This is a genomic window from Streptomyces azureus (genome assembly GCF_001270025.1).
In the GTDB taxonomy this organism is placed as follows: Bacteria; Actinomycetota; Actinomycetes; order Streptomycetales; family Streptomycetaceae; genus Streptomyces; species Streptomyces azureus.
On record NZ_DF968322.1, the window covers coordinates 3,372 to 16,856 of the forward strand.

A 13,485-nucleotide genomic window follows, 5' to 3' on the forward strand; every position below is an offset into this window, starting at 1 on the left:
GAGAGCATCGGCGGTGCCGTCCGTGAAGGTTGTCCGGCCCGCGCACCGGCCACCGCGATCCATGGTGAGGTCGATGGTCATCGCCTCGGAACCGGTCTGCTCCATCCGCACGCGTACCGATGATGCGGTTCGGACGCTGGCCACGGCTTTCGAGGAGATCTCGTCCGGTCGCGTGCCCCGCTGCGGCTCCGTGCCCGCCTGCGACCTGATCTTCCTCCGCAAGGGAATCGAGGCAGGTCTGCAGCGCGTCCAGGCAACCCGCCCGCGGCTGAGCCGCGTCCTACAGGACCGGAAGGTGTGGCCCGAAAGGGACGCCCCACCCGCCGTGGCCGATGACACCGGCAGCACTGGGGTCTTATGCGTACCGCCGAGAAGATGGGTTCGATCAGTGGCAGAACAGAGCAGGCCGGTCACAGCGCCGAACGGACAGCCTGACGAGTCACCGGGCGAGGGCGCGATGATCGGGCCCTTCTGGATCGACCGGGACGAGTGCTGGCTCGGTGCCCCGGCCGGTACGGAGGGAACCGGCGTACGCCTGACCGACGAAGGGCTGACGCCCGTCGGCACACCGGCGGCCGGCGAGCTGAGCTGGACCGCGACCGAACAGGTGACCGTGCCCGACGCCCCTGCCCGCTCGGGCCTCCAGCGCGGCCTGCGCATCGCGTTCGACGTGACGACGAGCATGGCGGGGTTCGGCGGCCCGGACAGCGGGCACGGGATGACGGTGTGCGTCACCCACACTGACGGACACAGCGAGTACCCCGTTCTCTCGGCCGCCGCCCCTGCCTGCACCGAGCGGGAGGTCGAGCTCTCCCAGCAGCTTCTGGCCCGGTTCGTCACGGGCGGGCTGCGCCCGTCGGTGCTCACGGAGTGGTGGCGGTCCGCCGGTCCCCGCTCGACCCCGAAGCCGCAGGAGCGGGAGGCCGTCCTGGAGCGGCTGCTGACGCAGCCGGCGCGACGGTGAGTCCGCTGCTGCCCCGGCGCGCCGTACCGGAATGCGTGCTGCGTCCCGGGCGTGAACCCCGTACATCGCACGGCCACGCCGCGGACCGCTTCGTCGAGATCGGCTCACTCACGAAGGTGCTCACCGGAACGGCGCTGATGCGTATGGCTGCCGCCGGACTGCTCGACGTGGACGACCCGGTGGAGCGGTGGCTGCCGGCAGTGCCCGCGTCCGGCATCACCCTGCGGCACCTGATGGAACACACCTCCGGCCTGCCCCGCCTGCCCCCCGGTGTGAGGGGCCTCAGCCGCGACCCGTACGCCGCGTTCAGCCCGCAGGCGCTCAGCGAGACACTCACCCGGCTCGACCGGCTCGCGACGAGCCCCGCCGGTCAGCGGCAGGAGTACTCGAACTTCGGGTACGCCGTCCTGGGAGCGGCCCTCGTCGCCGCCGCGCGGCGGCCGTACCCGGAACTGCTGCGGCAGCAGGTCCTGGACCCGCTGGGTGTCGCCGACGAGGTGGCCGTCGCCCCGCCGGCCGACCGCGCTCTGCTGGCGAAGGGCCGGTTCGGCGGGCACCGAGCCACCTGGACCATGAGCGGGGCGATCCTGCCGGCCGGTGGCCTGTGGGCCACGCCCCGCGCCCTGGCTGCCGTGGTGAGCGGCCTGCTGGTGGAGCGGAAGCTCGGTGATCCCTCCCCCGCGTGGCAGGCTGCGGGCCGGCTGCTGTGGCACAACGGCGCCACGCGGGACGCTTCCGTTTTCACCGGAGCGTTCCCCGACACCGGGGACTGGGTGCTGGTACACCGCCTCGGCGGCTCACCGGACGACACCGACCGGCTCGGCGTCGAGCTCCTCGCAGAGGCACGGCCGGAGGAGCGGACAACGGAGCGGAGCACACCATAGGTGTACTGCCCTGAGAGATCGGGGACGCGGCCGGCGGGACATCGGTGGGGGCTCCGGAGAGCACACAGGTGCTCTCCGGAGCCCCTACCCCATCAGATCCAGCCGCGCTCGCGTGCGATCAGGGCCGCTTGTGCCCGATTGCCCGCGCCGAGAGCCGCCGGCAGATCCGCGATGCGCCGACGGTACGTCCGTACCGAAACGCCCGTGGTTCGTGCTCCGGCCTCATCCTTGCTCACCCGGCACATCAGGGTGAGGATCTGCCGCTCGTCGTCCGTGGGAGCCGAGACCGCGACCGTGTGGTCGACATCGGCCGGCTTCCGGGCCTCGTCCCAAACCCTGTCGAACAGGGCGCGCACTCTTGACCAGCTCGCCTTCCTGGACCACCAGCACGTCATGTGAGGCGTCCGTGGCGTCCTCGGCCACCACCGCGATGCGCCCGTCGTACACGAGCATGTGCTCGTCGAGCCGGTCTACCACCCCGGCTTCCGCTCCGTACCGCGCAAGGCTCCTGATCCGGGACAACGCCGGTCCCTGATTCAAGGACTCGCTCGCCACCACCGTGCGCACGCGCACCCCGCGCACCCCGCGCGCAGGGCGCGCAGGAGCGCCGAGTGCCCATGCTCGGCGGACGGCTGGACGGAAAGGATCTCCCTGCGGGCGAGCAGGGTCAGACGGTCGATCCGCTCGCGCACGGCCGTGGCGTCCCGCCGCCGCTCGATGCTGGCCGTCGACAAGGCACCGGGTCGCTGCGCCGCACGCAACTCCCCTACCAGCCGGTGGGACTGGGGGGCGCCCCGTAGTTCCCGGTGCAGCCGCTGGAGGCGCAGATCGGTGAGCCGGTCGATGGCGACCTCCGGCGGGATCGCGAAGACCTCGTTCCCCTCGGCGACCTCCAGCAGGCCCAACTGGCACAGTCGCTCCACCGCGCTGTCCACTGCCGGGCGGGACATGCCCCATCGAAGATGTGTGAGCCCGAGCCCACGGGGTGGTCAACCCGCGCAAGAGGTGTCGGTGCTACAGCGCGCCAGCCGAAGAATCTACGGCGGCATGCCGCGACGCCCACGCAGTGGGAGGAAGGAACGCCTCTGCGGGGCCGGATGGCCGGCGAGGGCCCGGAAGGGGCGGGATCGCGGCGCGTTCCCGCACGGTGGCTCTGCGTCATGCTCGGGTCCGTCGGCCTCGTGGGTGTCGCGGGACGTATGTCAGGATTGAGCCTTGGAACGGGTGCACCCAAGGGGGAGTTGGATGTACGGCAGCAGGGGGGGAAGGGCGTCCGCCGCGAGGCGGATGTCCGCAGTGGTGCTGGGAACGGCACTGCTGATCACGGGGTGTTCGTCCGACGGGGGGGATGGATCGAACGCGGGCGGCGACGGGAGTGCCGACGCGGGCGCAGGGATCACACAGCAGCCCAAGGAGACCGCCCCGTTCTGGGTCAATCCGGACGGCACCGCGGCACAGCAGGTCGTTGCCCTGGAGAAAGCCGGCAAGAAGCAGGACGCCGAGCAGATCCGCAAGATCGCCGAGCAGCCGGTCGCCGAGTGGATCGGCCCGGACGACCCGCAGGGGCAGACCCGGGGCTTCACCCAGGCCGCCGACAAGGCCGGCCGTACGGCACTGCTCGTCCTCTACAACATCCCGCACCGCGACTGCGGCCAGTACTCGCAGGGCGGCGCCGCCGACGGCAACGCCTACCGCGAGTGGCTCGACGGCGTGGCGGCGGGCATCGGTGACCGCTCCGCCACGGTCATCCTCGAACCGGACGCGTTGCTGCACCTGGTGGACGGCTGCACCCCGGAGCAGTTCCACGAGGAGCGCTACGACCTCCTCAAGGGTGCCGTCACCAAGCTGAAGTCCCTGAAGAACACGCAGGTGTACCTGGACGCGGGCAACGCCGGCTGGCAGAACCCCGACCAGATCTTCGAGCCGCTGAAGTGGGCCGGTATCGAGCAGGCCGACGGCTTCTCGGTCAACGTCTCCAACTTCTACTCCACCGAAGACTCCATCGCCTACGGCAAGCAGCTCTCCGCCAAGGTCGGGGGCAAGCACTTCGTCATCGACACCAGCCGCAACGGCAAGGGCCCCTACACCCAGGGCAACCCCGACGAACGCTGGTGCAACCCGCCGGGCCGCGCCCTGGGCGAGACGCCGACGACGAAGACGGCGGACCCGTTGGTCGACGCGTACCTGTGGGTGAAGCGGCCGGGTGAGTCGGACGGCGAGTGCAAGGGCGGGCCGAAGGCGGGCCAGTGGTGGGCGGACTACGCGCTGAAGCTGGCGAAGGCCAGTTCCTAGAAGCCCGGCCGGGCCTCCGGGAGCGGGCGGGACGCGGGTCGGCGTGTTTCTCGTCAGGCCCGGGCACGCGAAGGGGCGCCCTCCGTACCGGAGAGCGCCCCGATCAGCCGATCGCTACGGCACCTTGACCCACTGAGCCTTGCTCGGCGTGCCCCGGTCGTCCGTCACGAAGAGCATGTACCAGCCCGCCTGGACCAGGTTCCGGTTCTTCGGCACGGTCACCGTCAGCTTGTCGCCGGACGCCTTGAAGTCCAGCGCGATCGACCGCTGGTCGACGTCCGTGACGTGCGTGGCGGCGCTCGGGCGGATCAGCCGGACCTTCTGGATCTTCACCGCGTCCGACGAGGTGAACGTCCCCGTCCCGCCGCGCTCGATGGTCTGCGGCCCGCCGGACAGCGAGGGCTGGTCGCCGCTGCCGTAGAGGTACGGCGGCGTGTAGATCTCGATGCGCTGCTCGAACTTGCCCGGCTTGGTGTTGGCCTTGTCGCCGTACAGCGAGTCCGAGCCGAAGAACATCACGCGGCCGTCGGGCAGCAGGATCGACCCGGAGTGGTAGTTGCGGCCCACCAGCGGGTCGGCGACCCGCCTGAGCTCGTTCTTCTCCGTGTCGTAGAGCCGCGCCTCGAAGATGTTGGAGTCGCTGCGGCCCCGGTAGTCCTCCGAACCGCCGGAGATCAGCACGCTGTCGTCGGGCAGGATCGAGGCGTTCGGGTAGCGCGTGCCCTTGTCCAGGGAGGGGCCGTCCTCGAATCTCGGGTTCGCGTCCTTCAGGTCGACGATCCGGGTCTTCTCGCTGGACTCCTGGGACTCGCCGACGCCACCGCCGCCGATCACCATGTACTTCTCGTCCTGCGCCGGCGGCAGCAGCACCGTGCCGGACGTCTCCATCAGCTTGGGGTCGCTCAGCCCGGGGATCTTCGAGAACTTGTTGGTGTCCACGTCCCACACGCCCGGCTCACGGCCCACGTCGTCCGGCCCGTAGCCCGCGTTGGAACCCGAGTAGAAGACCTTGCCGTTCTGCATGAGGAACAGCGCCGGGTAGGTCGGGAACTGCCGGACCTTGTCGGTGTAGGTCCACTTCCTGGTCTTCGGGTCGAAGACCTCGTTCTTGCCCGGGACCAGCTGACCGATGTCGTCCAGGCCGGAGACGCTGAGGATCTTCCCGTCGCTCAGGGTGGTGAGCGTCGGGTACCAGCGGGCCTCCTTCATCGGGTCGACCTTGATGTACTTCTCGGCTACGGGATCGAACTCGAAGGCGTCCCGGATCCCCTGGAAGTCCTTCTTGTCGAGGGCGAGCTTCTGCGCGATCCCGTACGTGTTACGCGCGTCATCGCCCTTCAGGCCGTGCACGCGGTAGTTGTCCTGCGTGCCCGTCTCGTACTTCTGGCCCCGCTTCTGCGCCTCGACGTAGATGCGGCCGAGCCCGGGGTCGTTGCGCAGGAACCTGCCCGTCGCCTTGTCGAAGACCTTCTTCGCGCGCGGCACGAGCACCGGGTCCTTCGAGACGAAGGTCTTGCCGTTCTGCTTGCCCGTGAACTTGGTGCCCGCGGGCAGCGTGATCGGCTTGTCCGGGTTCTCGTTGTGGACGATCATCAGGCCGCCGGCCTTGGTGACGTCACCCTTGAGCTTCTCGTACCGTTTGGTGCCGCCGGCGATCAGCAGGTTGCCGTTGGCGAGCTGGGTGTGGCCGGTGCAGAACAGGTCGCTGGGCGTCGGGACCTTCTTGATGGTGCCCTTGACCGGGTCCCAGATCCGGGTGTCGAACTTCTTCGCGTCGAAGTTGTCCTGGTTGTTGCCCGACCCCGCGACGAGCAGCACCTTGCCGGTGCGCAGCAGCGCCGCGTGGATCGTGTTCTGCCGGTACTCCTCGGGAAACTCGATGATCTCCCACTTGCCGTTCGCGGCCTTGTACTCCGGCTTGTTGATTGTGTACTGGTGGTATTTCTCGGTCCCGAAGCGGTAGAGCCACGGCCCGTTCATCCCGGCCAGCGCGAGTACCACCGCCGTGCCGATCGCGAGTCGACGGGCCCGGCGGCGGCCTGCACGGTCGTTCATTCCTTACGTCCCCCAAGTCCACCAAGGGCGATCTGCATGGTCTGGTCGGTCCCCCCGACCTCCCCGTTTCCGCCAGGGGCGGCGGCCCAATTGGGCTTGTGCTGCGGGGCGTGGGCCGCGGGCTGCTGCGGGATGGGCAGCGGCTGCGTCCGGTTCGGCCCCGCAGGGTCCTGCGGCTGCTCCACGGCGGGGGCGGCGGGCTTCTTCGCGTCCTGCCGCAGCTGCCAGCGCCAGGCGAAGACCGGCGAGGCGGTGATCAGCAGCGCGAACGTCGCCCAGATGATCATCGCGGGGTGCGAGTGGCCGAAGACGAAGCCGGCCGTGATCGACGCGCCGAAAATGGCGACGAAGTACCAGTGGTAGCGGAACGTGCCGAACCAGCGGTCCGGGCTCGCCGAGTCGCCCTTGGGCGTGACCACGAACTTGCTCTTGCGCCGCAGCACGGAGTCGATCAGCGCCTTCGCGTACAGCGGCGCCGACAGCGCGGACATCACCATGCCGGCCACACCGCCGGAGCCCTCCGGCTCGTGCGGCGAGACGTTGTGCCGGCGGTTCCAGACGTACAGGCCGATCTGGAGCGCGGAGGCGTTGCCGTAGAGCATCAGCCAGACCGCCGGGTCGATGTTCACACCCGAGGCGCCCAGGCCCAGGAACAGGCAGCAGCTCAGCGCCGCCAGGATCCAGTTCAGGGCCGACATCGGGTAGAAGATGATCATCATCGTGTAGTTGAAGAGCTTGCTCGGCGGCAGCGAGTACCAGCCCTTCCAGTACTGCTTGAGGATCGTCTCGTACGTCCCTCGCGACCAGCGCATCTGCTGGGTGAAGAAGTCCGTCCAGGCGCTGGGGCCCTCACCGACCGCGAGCACGTCCGGCGTGTAGACCGAGCGCCACTTGTTGCCCGTCGCCGGGTTCTTGTGGCGGTGCATCTCGAAGCCGGTCGCCATGTCCTCGGTGATCGAGTCGTACAGCCCGCCGATCTGCTTCAGCGCCTTGATGCGCACGGCGTTGGACGTGCCGACGAACATGGGGGAGCCGTAGCGGTTGCCCGCGCGCTGGATCAGCGCGTGGAAGAGGAACTGCTGCGACTCGGCGGCCTTGGTGATCGGGTTGTCGTAGTTGCCGTACACCTGCGGGCCGATGACGAAGCCGACGTCCGGGTCGCGGAAGAAACCGAGCATCCGCTCCAGGTAGTTGGGCAGTGGCACGTGGTCGGTGTCGACCGAGGCGAAGAAGTCGTAGTCGTCGCCGTGCGCCTCCAGCCAGGCGTTGTAGTTGCCGTGCTTGGTCTTGGCGCGGTGCGGGCCCTTGGCCTGGTTCCACTTGGCGACTCCCTTGCGGGAGAAGTGGTGCACGCCGAGGCGCTCGCAGACCGCCTTCACCTCGGGGTCGTCGCCCTCGTCGAGCAGCCAGACGTGCATGAGGCCCCGGTGGCGGATCTTCACCGCGGCCTCCAGGGTCTTCGTCACCATCTCCAGCGGCTCCTTGCCGGGCACGAAGGAGGTGAGGAAGGCCACTCTGGTGCCGGTCTCGGGCACCACCGGGATCGGGTCGCGGGCGACCAGCGTGGCGTGCGCGTTCGACACCACGTTCATGCAGCGGAAGAACTCGATCAGGCCGATCGAGACCAGCATCACCACGTCGAGCGCGGGCAGCCAGTCGAAGGCCGGGTAGTCGCGCTCGGTCCAGTGCTCGGGCTGGAGCAGCCACACCAGCAGCACCACGGACAGCACCGGGGCCGCGGCCAGCATCAGCGCGACTCTTATGCGGTGCGGTTCCTGCGAGATCAGCGACCGGTACTGCACCTTGTAGGGCTTGGTCGGATCGGGCTGGGTGAGGGGACCGGCGAGCCGGCTGTAGTGCTCGTAGTCGTATCTCGGCAGCGTCTTCTTGATCCGCCGGAACGTCCCCGTGGTGCTCATCCGATGCGTCGGCACCCTGAGCTGGGTGGTCTGAGACGGGTCGTGGTCCTGCTGCCGGGCGCCCGTCGGCCTCGACGTCATGAGTCATCCCCCCACACGCGGACACCGCGTGTTTCGTAGCTTCCTACCGTCTGCTACAGGTCCCCCTCGACCTTCACAGACGTATCAGTGGTGGGTCGCTGCCGCCACGTCATCCACACCTTATAGACACGGCAACGCGACCTTCCGGTTGCATGATGCCCCCCACGGCATCGCTTCATGAGCGGGGCCCCTACCCCCGCCCGGCCCGCAACCGGTTCTTTTGCCCCCCAACTGCCGCGTATGCGCGGCATCTTGAAAAACCAGAAAACCAGGGTTCTACGGTGTTCATCATGATCGCAAGATGCGAAACGCGGTGTTTACCGGTCATACGCGTTCATTGTGGCGGGTGTGGGGACCCTGTGGAGCCGTTGTGGACAGGCGGGCGCGAATGTTCCCGAAGTGCTCTCTTATGGCCTCCTCCGCCCGCATCGAGTCGCCGGACCGGACCGCGTCGAGGATCTCCCGGTGCTGCCGGCAGGTCACCTTCGGGTCCTGCGGCACGCCCCCGAGGTCCGTGCGGACCCGGTGGAAAGCGTCCCAGAACGCCTCCAGGACCTCGCTCAGCAGCACGTTGTCCAGCCCCCGGTAGAGGGTGGCGTGGAAGGACCGGTCGGTCTCGGCGAGACCGGCTCCGCGCGCGGCCTGCTCTTCCATACGGTCGACGAGCCCGTCCAGTTCAACGAGGTCCGCTTCCGGTATCCGCCCCGCGAGCCGGGAGACCAGCCCGGTCTCCACCGCCTCCCGCAGTTCCAGCAGCTGGAGCAGGGAGTCCTCGCCCCGGTAGTGCCCGGCGACCGTGCGGAAGGCGAGGCCCTCGATCATCGGGGCCAGGGACATCGGGCCGACGTAGGTGCCGAAGCCGTGCCGGATCTCCACGATGCCCATCGCCTGGAGCGCCTTCAGTGCCTCCCGCACAGAGTTCCGGCTCGCGCCGAGGTACTCCATCAGCTCGGGCTCGGTCGGCAGCGGGGCCCCGGAGGCCAGCCGGCGGTCGATGATGAGCTTCTTGATCCGCTCTTGGAGGTCACGCGCTGCCATGGCGAGAGGGTATCCGGCCATTCGCGCGGGGGGCCGGGTTCCGGCCAGACCGCACCAGGGCTGTACGCAGGCATACGGAAGGCCCCCCGCTTCCGCGAGGGGCCTCCGGTCGGTGCGCCGCCAGGGACTCGAACCCCGGACCCGCTGATTAAGAGTCAGCTGCTCTAACCAACTGAGCTAGCGGCGCGCGCTGACGGCGTAACTCTACAGGACGTCCGGAGGTGCTCCCGACCACCCGCCCGGGCCGGGGCGGCCCCCGCAAGGGCACCGCGTACATCATTCGGACCGTCAGCATGCGCGTCCGGAAGACAGTTGAGAAACTGACGACGCGCGCCCCGGACGGTTACAGGCGCGGCCTTTTCCGCCGGAAGTGTGAGGGGAATCGCATGGAGTCTCCGGTATTCGAGGAATTCGCCCCCGCGAGCGACTGCGACTGCCCCGGATGCGTCCACTGGCGCCGCGTCCTGCCCCATTCCTGGGCGGGCCGCACCACCGCCCACCCGGCCGCACACCGTGCCCTCGCCCTGGCCGCCGTGGCCTCGGCGGCGCTCGGCGCGGGCCACGCCGTGCCGGCCGCGGCCGCCCCGCACGCACCCCACCGACCTGTCGTTTCCGCAGGTGAAGAGCCCGACACCCCTCAGGGCGGCAAGGCCCCGCTGCACGGCCCCGACGGCCGTCCCGCCAAGCCCTCGGCCACCCTCAAACCCACTGCCATCACCCGTACGGAGATCATCAACCGGGCCAAGACGTGGGTCGCCGCGAAGGTGCCGTACAGCATGGACGACTACTGGTCCGACGGCTACCGGCAGGACTGCTCGGGCTACGTCTCCATGGCCTGGAAACTGCCCGGAAACGAATGGACGGGCAGTCTCGCCCCATACGGTGAGCGGATTTCCAAGGAGGAACTCCAGCCGGGCGACATTCTCCTGTTCCATAATCCGGCCGACCCCGAGAGCGGCTCGCACGTGGTCATTTTCGGCGGCTGGACGGACCACACGCACACCTACTACACGGCCTACGAGCAGACCCGCCCGCACACCCGCCGGCAGTCCACCCCGTACGCCTACTGGAGCGACTCCGACCGGTACGTCCCCTACCGGTACAAGGGCGTCACGCCGGAGGACCCGGGGACCGAACCGGGAACCGTGCCGGGCAAGGAACCAGCCGCCGGGAAACCGGGCACACCGGCCGCCACGCCCTACCCGGGAGCGGCATATTTCGGCCCCGGCGCGCACAACAAGTACGTCACGCTGCTCGGCCGCATGCTCGTCGCGCGCGGGGCCGGCGGTTCCTACGCCTCGGCTCCGGGACCGCGCTGGACGGACGCGGACCGGCGGGCGACCCGGGCCTTCCAGCTGGCCCAGGGCTGGACGGGCGCCGACGCGGACGGTCTGCCCGGCCCGCGCACCTGGGAACTGCTGGTCACGGGGAAGGGCAAGGACGTGAAGGCCGGGGCGGCCGGGCCGCAGCCCTCCTCCCACGGGGTCCCGGGCTACCCGGGGCGGGCGATGTTCCGGCCCGGCGCCAGCAACACGTACGTCACCCAGCTGGGGAGGCAGCTGGTGCGGAAGGGATTCGGCGGGTTCTACAGGGTCGGGCCGGGGCCGCGCTGGGGCGAGGCGGACCGGCGCGCCGTCGAGGCCTTCCAGCGCACCCAGGGCTGGCGGGGCGGGGCGGCGGACGGCTACCCGGGGCCCGAGACCTGGCGGCGGATCTTCTCGTAGTAGCTCTCCTCGGAGGGGCCCCGGCCCCGGCACCGGGGATCACCCGTTTGTGAAGCATCTGGCGCGGAGGCTGGAGGCACCTATGAGTACGACCACTTTCCACACGTCCGAGCCCGACGGGCCGGCCGGCGGACCGGCCAGACCCGCCCGGCTCATCCAGAACGAGGCCACCACCGAGATCCCCGTCCACCTGCTGTTCCGCGACGACCCCGACCCGGCGACGGTACCGATGGAGCCGGCGGTCGTCGCCCGCAGGCAGGGCATGGGGGAGCAGCCGCGCCTCAGGCGCCCGGCGGCCGCGGCGCTGCGCCCGGTGCAGCAGGTGGACCCCGACCTCGTGGAGCGGCCCGCGCGGGTGCTGCCCGGGGCGGCGGGTGTGCTGGCCGGGGCCTGCGGGGCAGCCGGGTGTGCGGTCACCTCGTGGTGGGCCGGGCTGCTCCCGCCGCTCGCACTGGAGGCGCTGTGGCTGCCCGCGCACGCCGGGGCCGGGCTCGGTCCCGCGCAATGGGCGGCGTACGCGGGGGCCGGGGCGCTCGGGCTGTTCGGGTTCGGCGGACTGGCCCGGGGCCGGACCGGCCGGGCCTGGGTGCTGGATCTGTTCGGTCGCTACCGGGGGACCGTCCGGCGCTCCGGTCTGCTGTGGGTCAACCCGCTGCTGCTGCGCCGCCGGGTGGACGTACGGCTGCGGCACTGGCGCAGCGAGCCGGTGCCGGCCGCCGACGGAGGCGGGGTCGCGCTGCGGGTGGTCGTCCTGGTGGTGTGGCGGGTGCGGGACACCGCGCGGGCCACGCTGGGCGTCGAGGACCATGAGACGTATCTGCGCGAGTGCGTCGAGGCGGCGCTGGCCCGGGTGCCGGTGGAGATGCCCGGCGGCACCAAGGGCTCCGCGGGCGCGGCGGCCGAGGCGCTGACCCGGCTGGTGGCGGCCGACGCGGCGGCGGTCGGCCTGGAGGTGTTCTCGGTGCAGCCGGTCCGGGTGGAGTACGCCCCCGAGGTCGCCGCCGCGATGCACCGCCGCCGCATCGCCGCACTGGACGCCCAGCACCGGGCGAGCGTGCTCACCTCGGTCGTGGACTCGGTGGAGGACACGGTGACCCGGCTGACCACGCGAGGGCTGGTCGAACTCGACGACTACGAGAGGAAGGCGCTGGTGAAGGACCTGACGGTGGCGTTCTGCGCGGGGCGGGGAGAAACAGCTCCGTGATTGGTATGGACATGTTCAACTAGCGTCCCTACCCTCAGACTTGGTCTAGACCTACCTGCACAGCTCACTGAACATCCCCCACGTTCTCCAGGAGCGGCAGCATGCGCACAAGGACCAAGTTGTCCGCAGCCGCGGTGGGACTGGCCACGGCCGGAGCACTCGTACTCTCCTCCGGCGGCGCCAGCGGCCACGGCTACACCGACCTCCCCGTCAGCCGGCAGAAGCTCTGCCAGAACGGCACCGTGACCAACTGCGGCCCGATCCAATGGGAACCGCAGAGCGTCGAGGGGCCGAAGGGCTTCCCGGCCTCCGGCCCGGCCGACGGGCAGATATGCAACGCCGGTCTCGGCCAGTTCAGCCAGCTCAGCGCACCGCGGACGCCGTCCGGCGGGGCCTGGCCCACCACCAAGGTGACGGGTGGCCAGACCTACACGTTCCGCTGGCAGTTCACGGCCATGCACGCCACGACCGACTTCAAGTACTACATCACCAAGCCGGGCTGGAACCAGAACCACAACCTGGCCCGGTCCGACCTCAACCTCACACCGTTCTTCACGGTGCCGTACAACGGCCAGCGGCCCCCGTCCACGCTCTCCCACAGCGGCAGGCTGCCGTCCGGGCTGAGCGGCCACCACGTCATCCTGGCGGTGTGGACGATCGCCGACACGGGCAACGCGTTCTACGCGTGCTCGGACGTGACGTTCTGAACCTTCTGAGGTTCTCTTGAGTCACCGGCGCGGCCGGCGTGGGTAGGTTCCTCCCACGCCGGCCGATCGGGGCCGGCGCATCGACTCGGGGGATGCGCGATGGACGTGATGTTCTACGGCGCACCCGGCCTGATCATGGCCGGGGCGCTCTTCATGACATACCGCGTGCTGCGTCGCTGGCTGCAGATCCGCGGCGCCTGGAACAGCGGCCTGACGGCGGAGGCGCGCTGCCTGCGGGCGTTCACGACGACCCACGGCGGCGGTAACGACACATCCGTCAGCACCACGCTGCACCACGTCTACGAGTTCATCACGCACGACGGTCGCGTGATCCGGTTCGAGGAGGAGAACGGGCCGGGGACGATCATCGAGGGCGACTACGTCACCGTCTACTACACCGACGGCCCCCAGGTCGTGGCCACGGCCCAGGCGCCGAGCCGAGGCAGGCACGCGGCGGCCACCTTCGGCATCATGGCGTTCCTCGGCGTGATCGTCGTGTTCTGCGTCGGCTTCATGGTGACGTACACCAAGATGTCGGCGATGGCCTCGGACGTCGCCGGATTCTGACCGTCTGCCGCAGGCTGACCAGGGAGGATCCCGAACACGCCGAAGGGCCT

General features: G+C 69.9%; 12 protein-coding genes and 1 tRNA gene. 7 read left to right on the forward strand and 6 right to left on the reverse strand.

The window, feature by feature from the left end; genetic code table 11:
* The first annotated feature begins 388 nt into the window (after nt 1-388).
* Entirely contained in the window at nt 389-964 is a 576-nt protein-coding gene (locus AOQ53_RS23195; RefSeq protein ID WP_148640368.1) for a hypothetical protein, read from the forward strand.
* Nucleotides 961-1,848: a serine hydrolase domain-containing protein gene (locus AOQ53_RS23200; protein ID WP_236711761.1), complete on the forward strand. Its 888-nt coding sequence runs from the start codon at nt 961-963 to the stop codon at nt 1,846-1,848. Before AOQ53_RS23195 ends, AOQ53_RS23200 begins: the two co-directional genes overlap by 4 nt.
* Before the next feature lie 92 nt (nt 1,849-1,940).
* Here the strand turns inward: AOQ53_RS23200 and AOQ53_RS23205 are convergent, their stop codons facing one another.
* Together AOQ53_RS23205 and AOQ53_RS23210 are read right to left on the reverse strand one after the other, a co-directional pair.
* The gene (locus tag AOQ53_RS23205; protein ID WP_148640369.1) at nt 1,941-2,243 is read right to left on the reverse strand and encodes a helix-turn-helix domain-containing protein; all 303 of its coding nucleotides are present in this window, start codon (nt 2,241-2,243) and stop codon (nt 1,941-1,943) included.
* A gap of 141 nt (nt 2,244-2,384) precedes the next feature.
* Nucleotides 2,385-2,798 carry a hypothetical protein gene (locus tag AOQ53_RS23210; protein WP_148640370.1) on the reverse strand — a complete coding sequence of 138 codons (414 nt, stop codon included), beginning with the start codon at nt 2,796-2,798 and terminating at the stop codon, nt 2,385-2,387.
* A 295-nt stretch (nt 2,799-3,093) separates the two neighbouring features.
* Between AOQ53_RS23210 and AOQ53_RS23215 the strand changes: the two genes are divergently transcribed.
* Complete coding sequence (locus AOQ53_RS23215; RefSeq protein ID WP_059420101.1) at nt 3,094-4,140, forward strand: glycoside hydrolase family 6 protein; 1,047 nt, start codon at nt 3,094-3,096, stop codon at nt 4,138-4,140.
* Between the two features lie 114 nt (nt 4,141-4,254).
* On the opposite strand, the gene glxA is transcribed toward AOQ53_RS23215, so the two are convergent.
* From glxA to AOQ53_RS23235, 4 genes are all read right to left on the reverse strand, one after another.
* Nucleotides 4,255-6,195, reverse strand: a complete 1,941-nt coding sequence (gene glxA, locus AOQ53_RS23220; RefSeq protein ID WP_059420102.1) for a radical copper oxidase GlxA — start codon at nt 6,193-6,195, stop codon at nt 4,255-4,257.
* A complete protein-coding gene (locus AOQ53_RS23225) occupies nt 6,192-8,195 on the reverse strand; it encodes a glycosyltransferase family 2 protein (protein WP_059420103.1) in 2,004 nt (667 codons plus the stop codon). Before AOQ53_RS23225 ends, glxA begins: the two co-directional genes overlap by 4 nt.
* Nucleotides 8,196-8,519: 324 nt before the next feature.
* The gene (locus AOQ53_RS23230; protein WP_059420185.1) at nt 8,520-9,233 is read right to left on the reverse strand and encodes a FadR/GntR family transcriptional regulator; all 714 of its coding nucleotides are present in this window, start codon (nt 9,231-9,233) and stop codon (nt 8,520-8,522) included.
* 113 nt (nt 9,234-9,346) lie between these two features.
* Nucleotides 9,347-9,420, reverse strand: a tRNA-Lys gene (locus AOQ53_RS23235).
* Between the two features lie 199 nt (nt 9,421-9,619).
* Between AOQ53_RS23235 and AOQ53_RS23240 the strand changes: the two genes are divergently transcribed.
* The 4 genes from AOQ53_RS23240 to AOQ53_RS23255 all read left to right on the forward strand — a co-directional run bounded on the left by AOQ53_RS23240 (nt 9,620) and on the right by AOQ53_RS23255 (nt 13,435).
* Nucleotides 9,620-10,957, forward strand: coding sequence for a peptidoglycan-binding protein (locus AOQ53_RS23240; protein ID WP_059420187.1), 1,338 nt, complete (start codon nt 9,620-9,622; stop codon nt 10,955-10,957).
* 82 nt (nt 10,958-11,039) lie between these two features.
* Complete coding sequence (locus tag AOQ53_RS23245) at nt 11,040-12,161, forward strand: SPFH domain-containing protein (RefSeq protein ID WP_059420104.1); 1,122 nt, start codon at nt 11,040-11,042, stop codon at nt 12,159-12,161.
* A 101-nt stretch (nt 12,162-12,262) separates the two neighbouring features.
* Nucleotides 12,263-12,868 carry a lytic polysaccharide monooxygenase auxiliary activity family 9 protein gene (locus AOQ53_RS23250; RefSeq protein ID WP_059420106.1) on the forward strand — a complete coding sequence of 202 codons (606 nt, stop codon included), beginning with the start codon at nt 12,263-12,265 and terminating at the stop codon, nt 12,866-12,868.
* Between the two features lie 99 nt (nt 12,869-12,967).
* Entirely contained in the window at nt 12,968-13,435 is a 468-nt protein-coding gene (locus tag AOQ53_RS23255; RefSeq protein ID WP_059420108.1) for a hypothetical protein, read from the forward strand.
* The last annotated feature ends 50 nt before the right edge of the window (nt 13,436-13,485 follow it).

What these genes read in the sequence shown, in the direction of transcription:
- AOQ53_RS23205 (WP_148640369.1), bottom strand. Translation starts at nt 2,243, where the DNA reads ATGACGTGCTGGTGGTCCAGGAAGGCGAGCTGGTCAAGAGTGCGCGCC.
- AOQ53_RS23210 (WP_148640370.1), bottom strand. Translation starts at nt 2,798, where the DNA reads ATGTCCCGCCCGGCAGTGGACAGCGCGGTGGAGCGACTGTGCCAGTTG.
- AOQ53_RS23215 (WP_059420101.1), top strand. Translation starts at nt 3,094, where the DNA reads ATGTACGGCAGCAGGGGGGGAAGGGCGTCCGCCGCGAGGCGGATGTCC.
- glxA (WP_059420102.1), bottom strand. Translation starts at nt 6,195, where the DNA reads ATGAACGACCGTGCAGGCCGCCGCCGGGCCCGTCGACTCGCGATCGGC.
- AOQ53_RS23225 (WP_059420103.1), bottom strand. Translation starts at nt 8,195, where the DNA reads ATGACGTCGAGGCCGACGGGCGCCCGGCAGCAGGACCACGACCCGTCT.
- AOQ53_RS23230 (WP_059420185.1), bottom strand. Translation starts at nt 9,233, where the DNA reads ATGGCAGCGCGTGACCTCCAAGAGCGGATCAAGAAGCTCATCATCGAC.
- AOQ53_RS23240 (WP_059420187.1), top strand. Translation starts at nt 9,620, where the DNA reads ATGGAGTCTCCGGTATTCGAGGAATTCGCCCCCGCGAGCGACTGCGAC.
- AOQ53_RS23245 (WP_059420104.1), top strand. Translation starts at nt 11,040, where the DNA reads ATGAGTACGACCACTTTCCACACGTCCGAGCCCGACGGGCCGGCCGGC.
- AOQ53_RS23250 (WP_059420106.1), top strand. Translation starts at nt 12,263, where the DNA reads ATGCGCACAAGGACCAAGTTGTCCGCAGCCGCGGTGGGACTGGCCACG.
- AOQ53_RS23255 (WP_059420108.1), top strand. Translation starts at nt 12,968, where the DNA reads ATGGACGTGATGTTCTACGGCGCACCCGGCCTGATCATGGCCGGGGCG.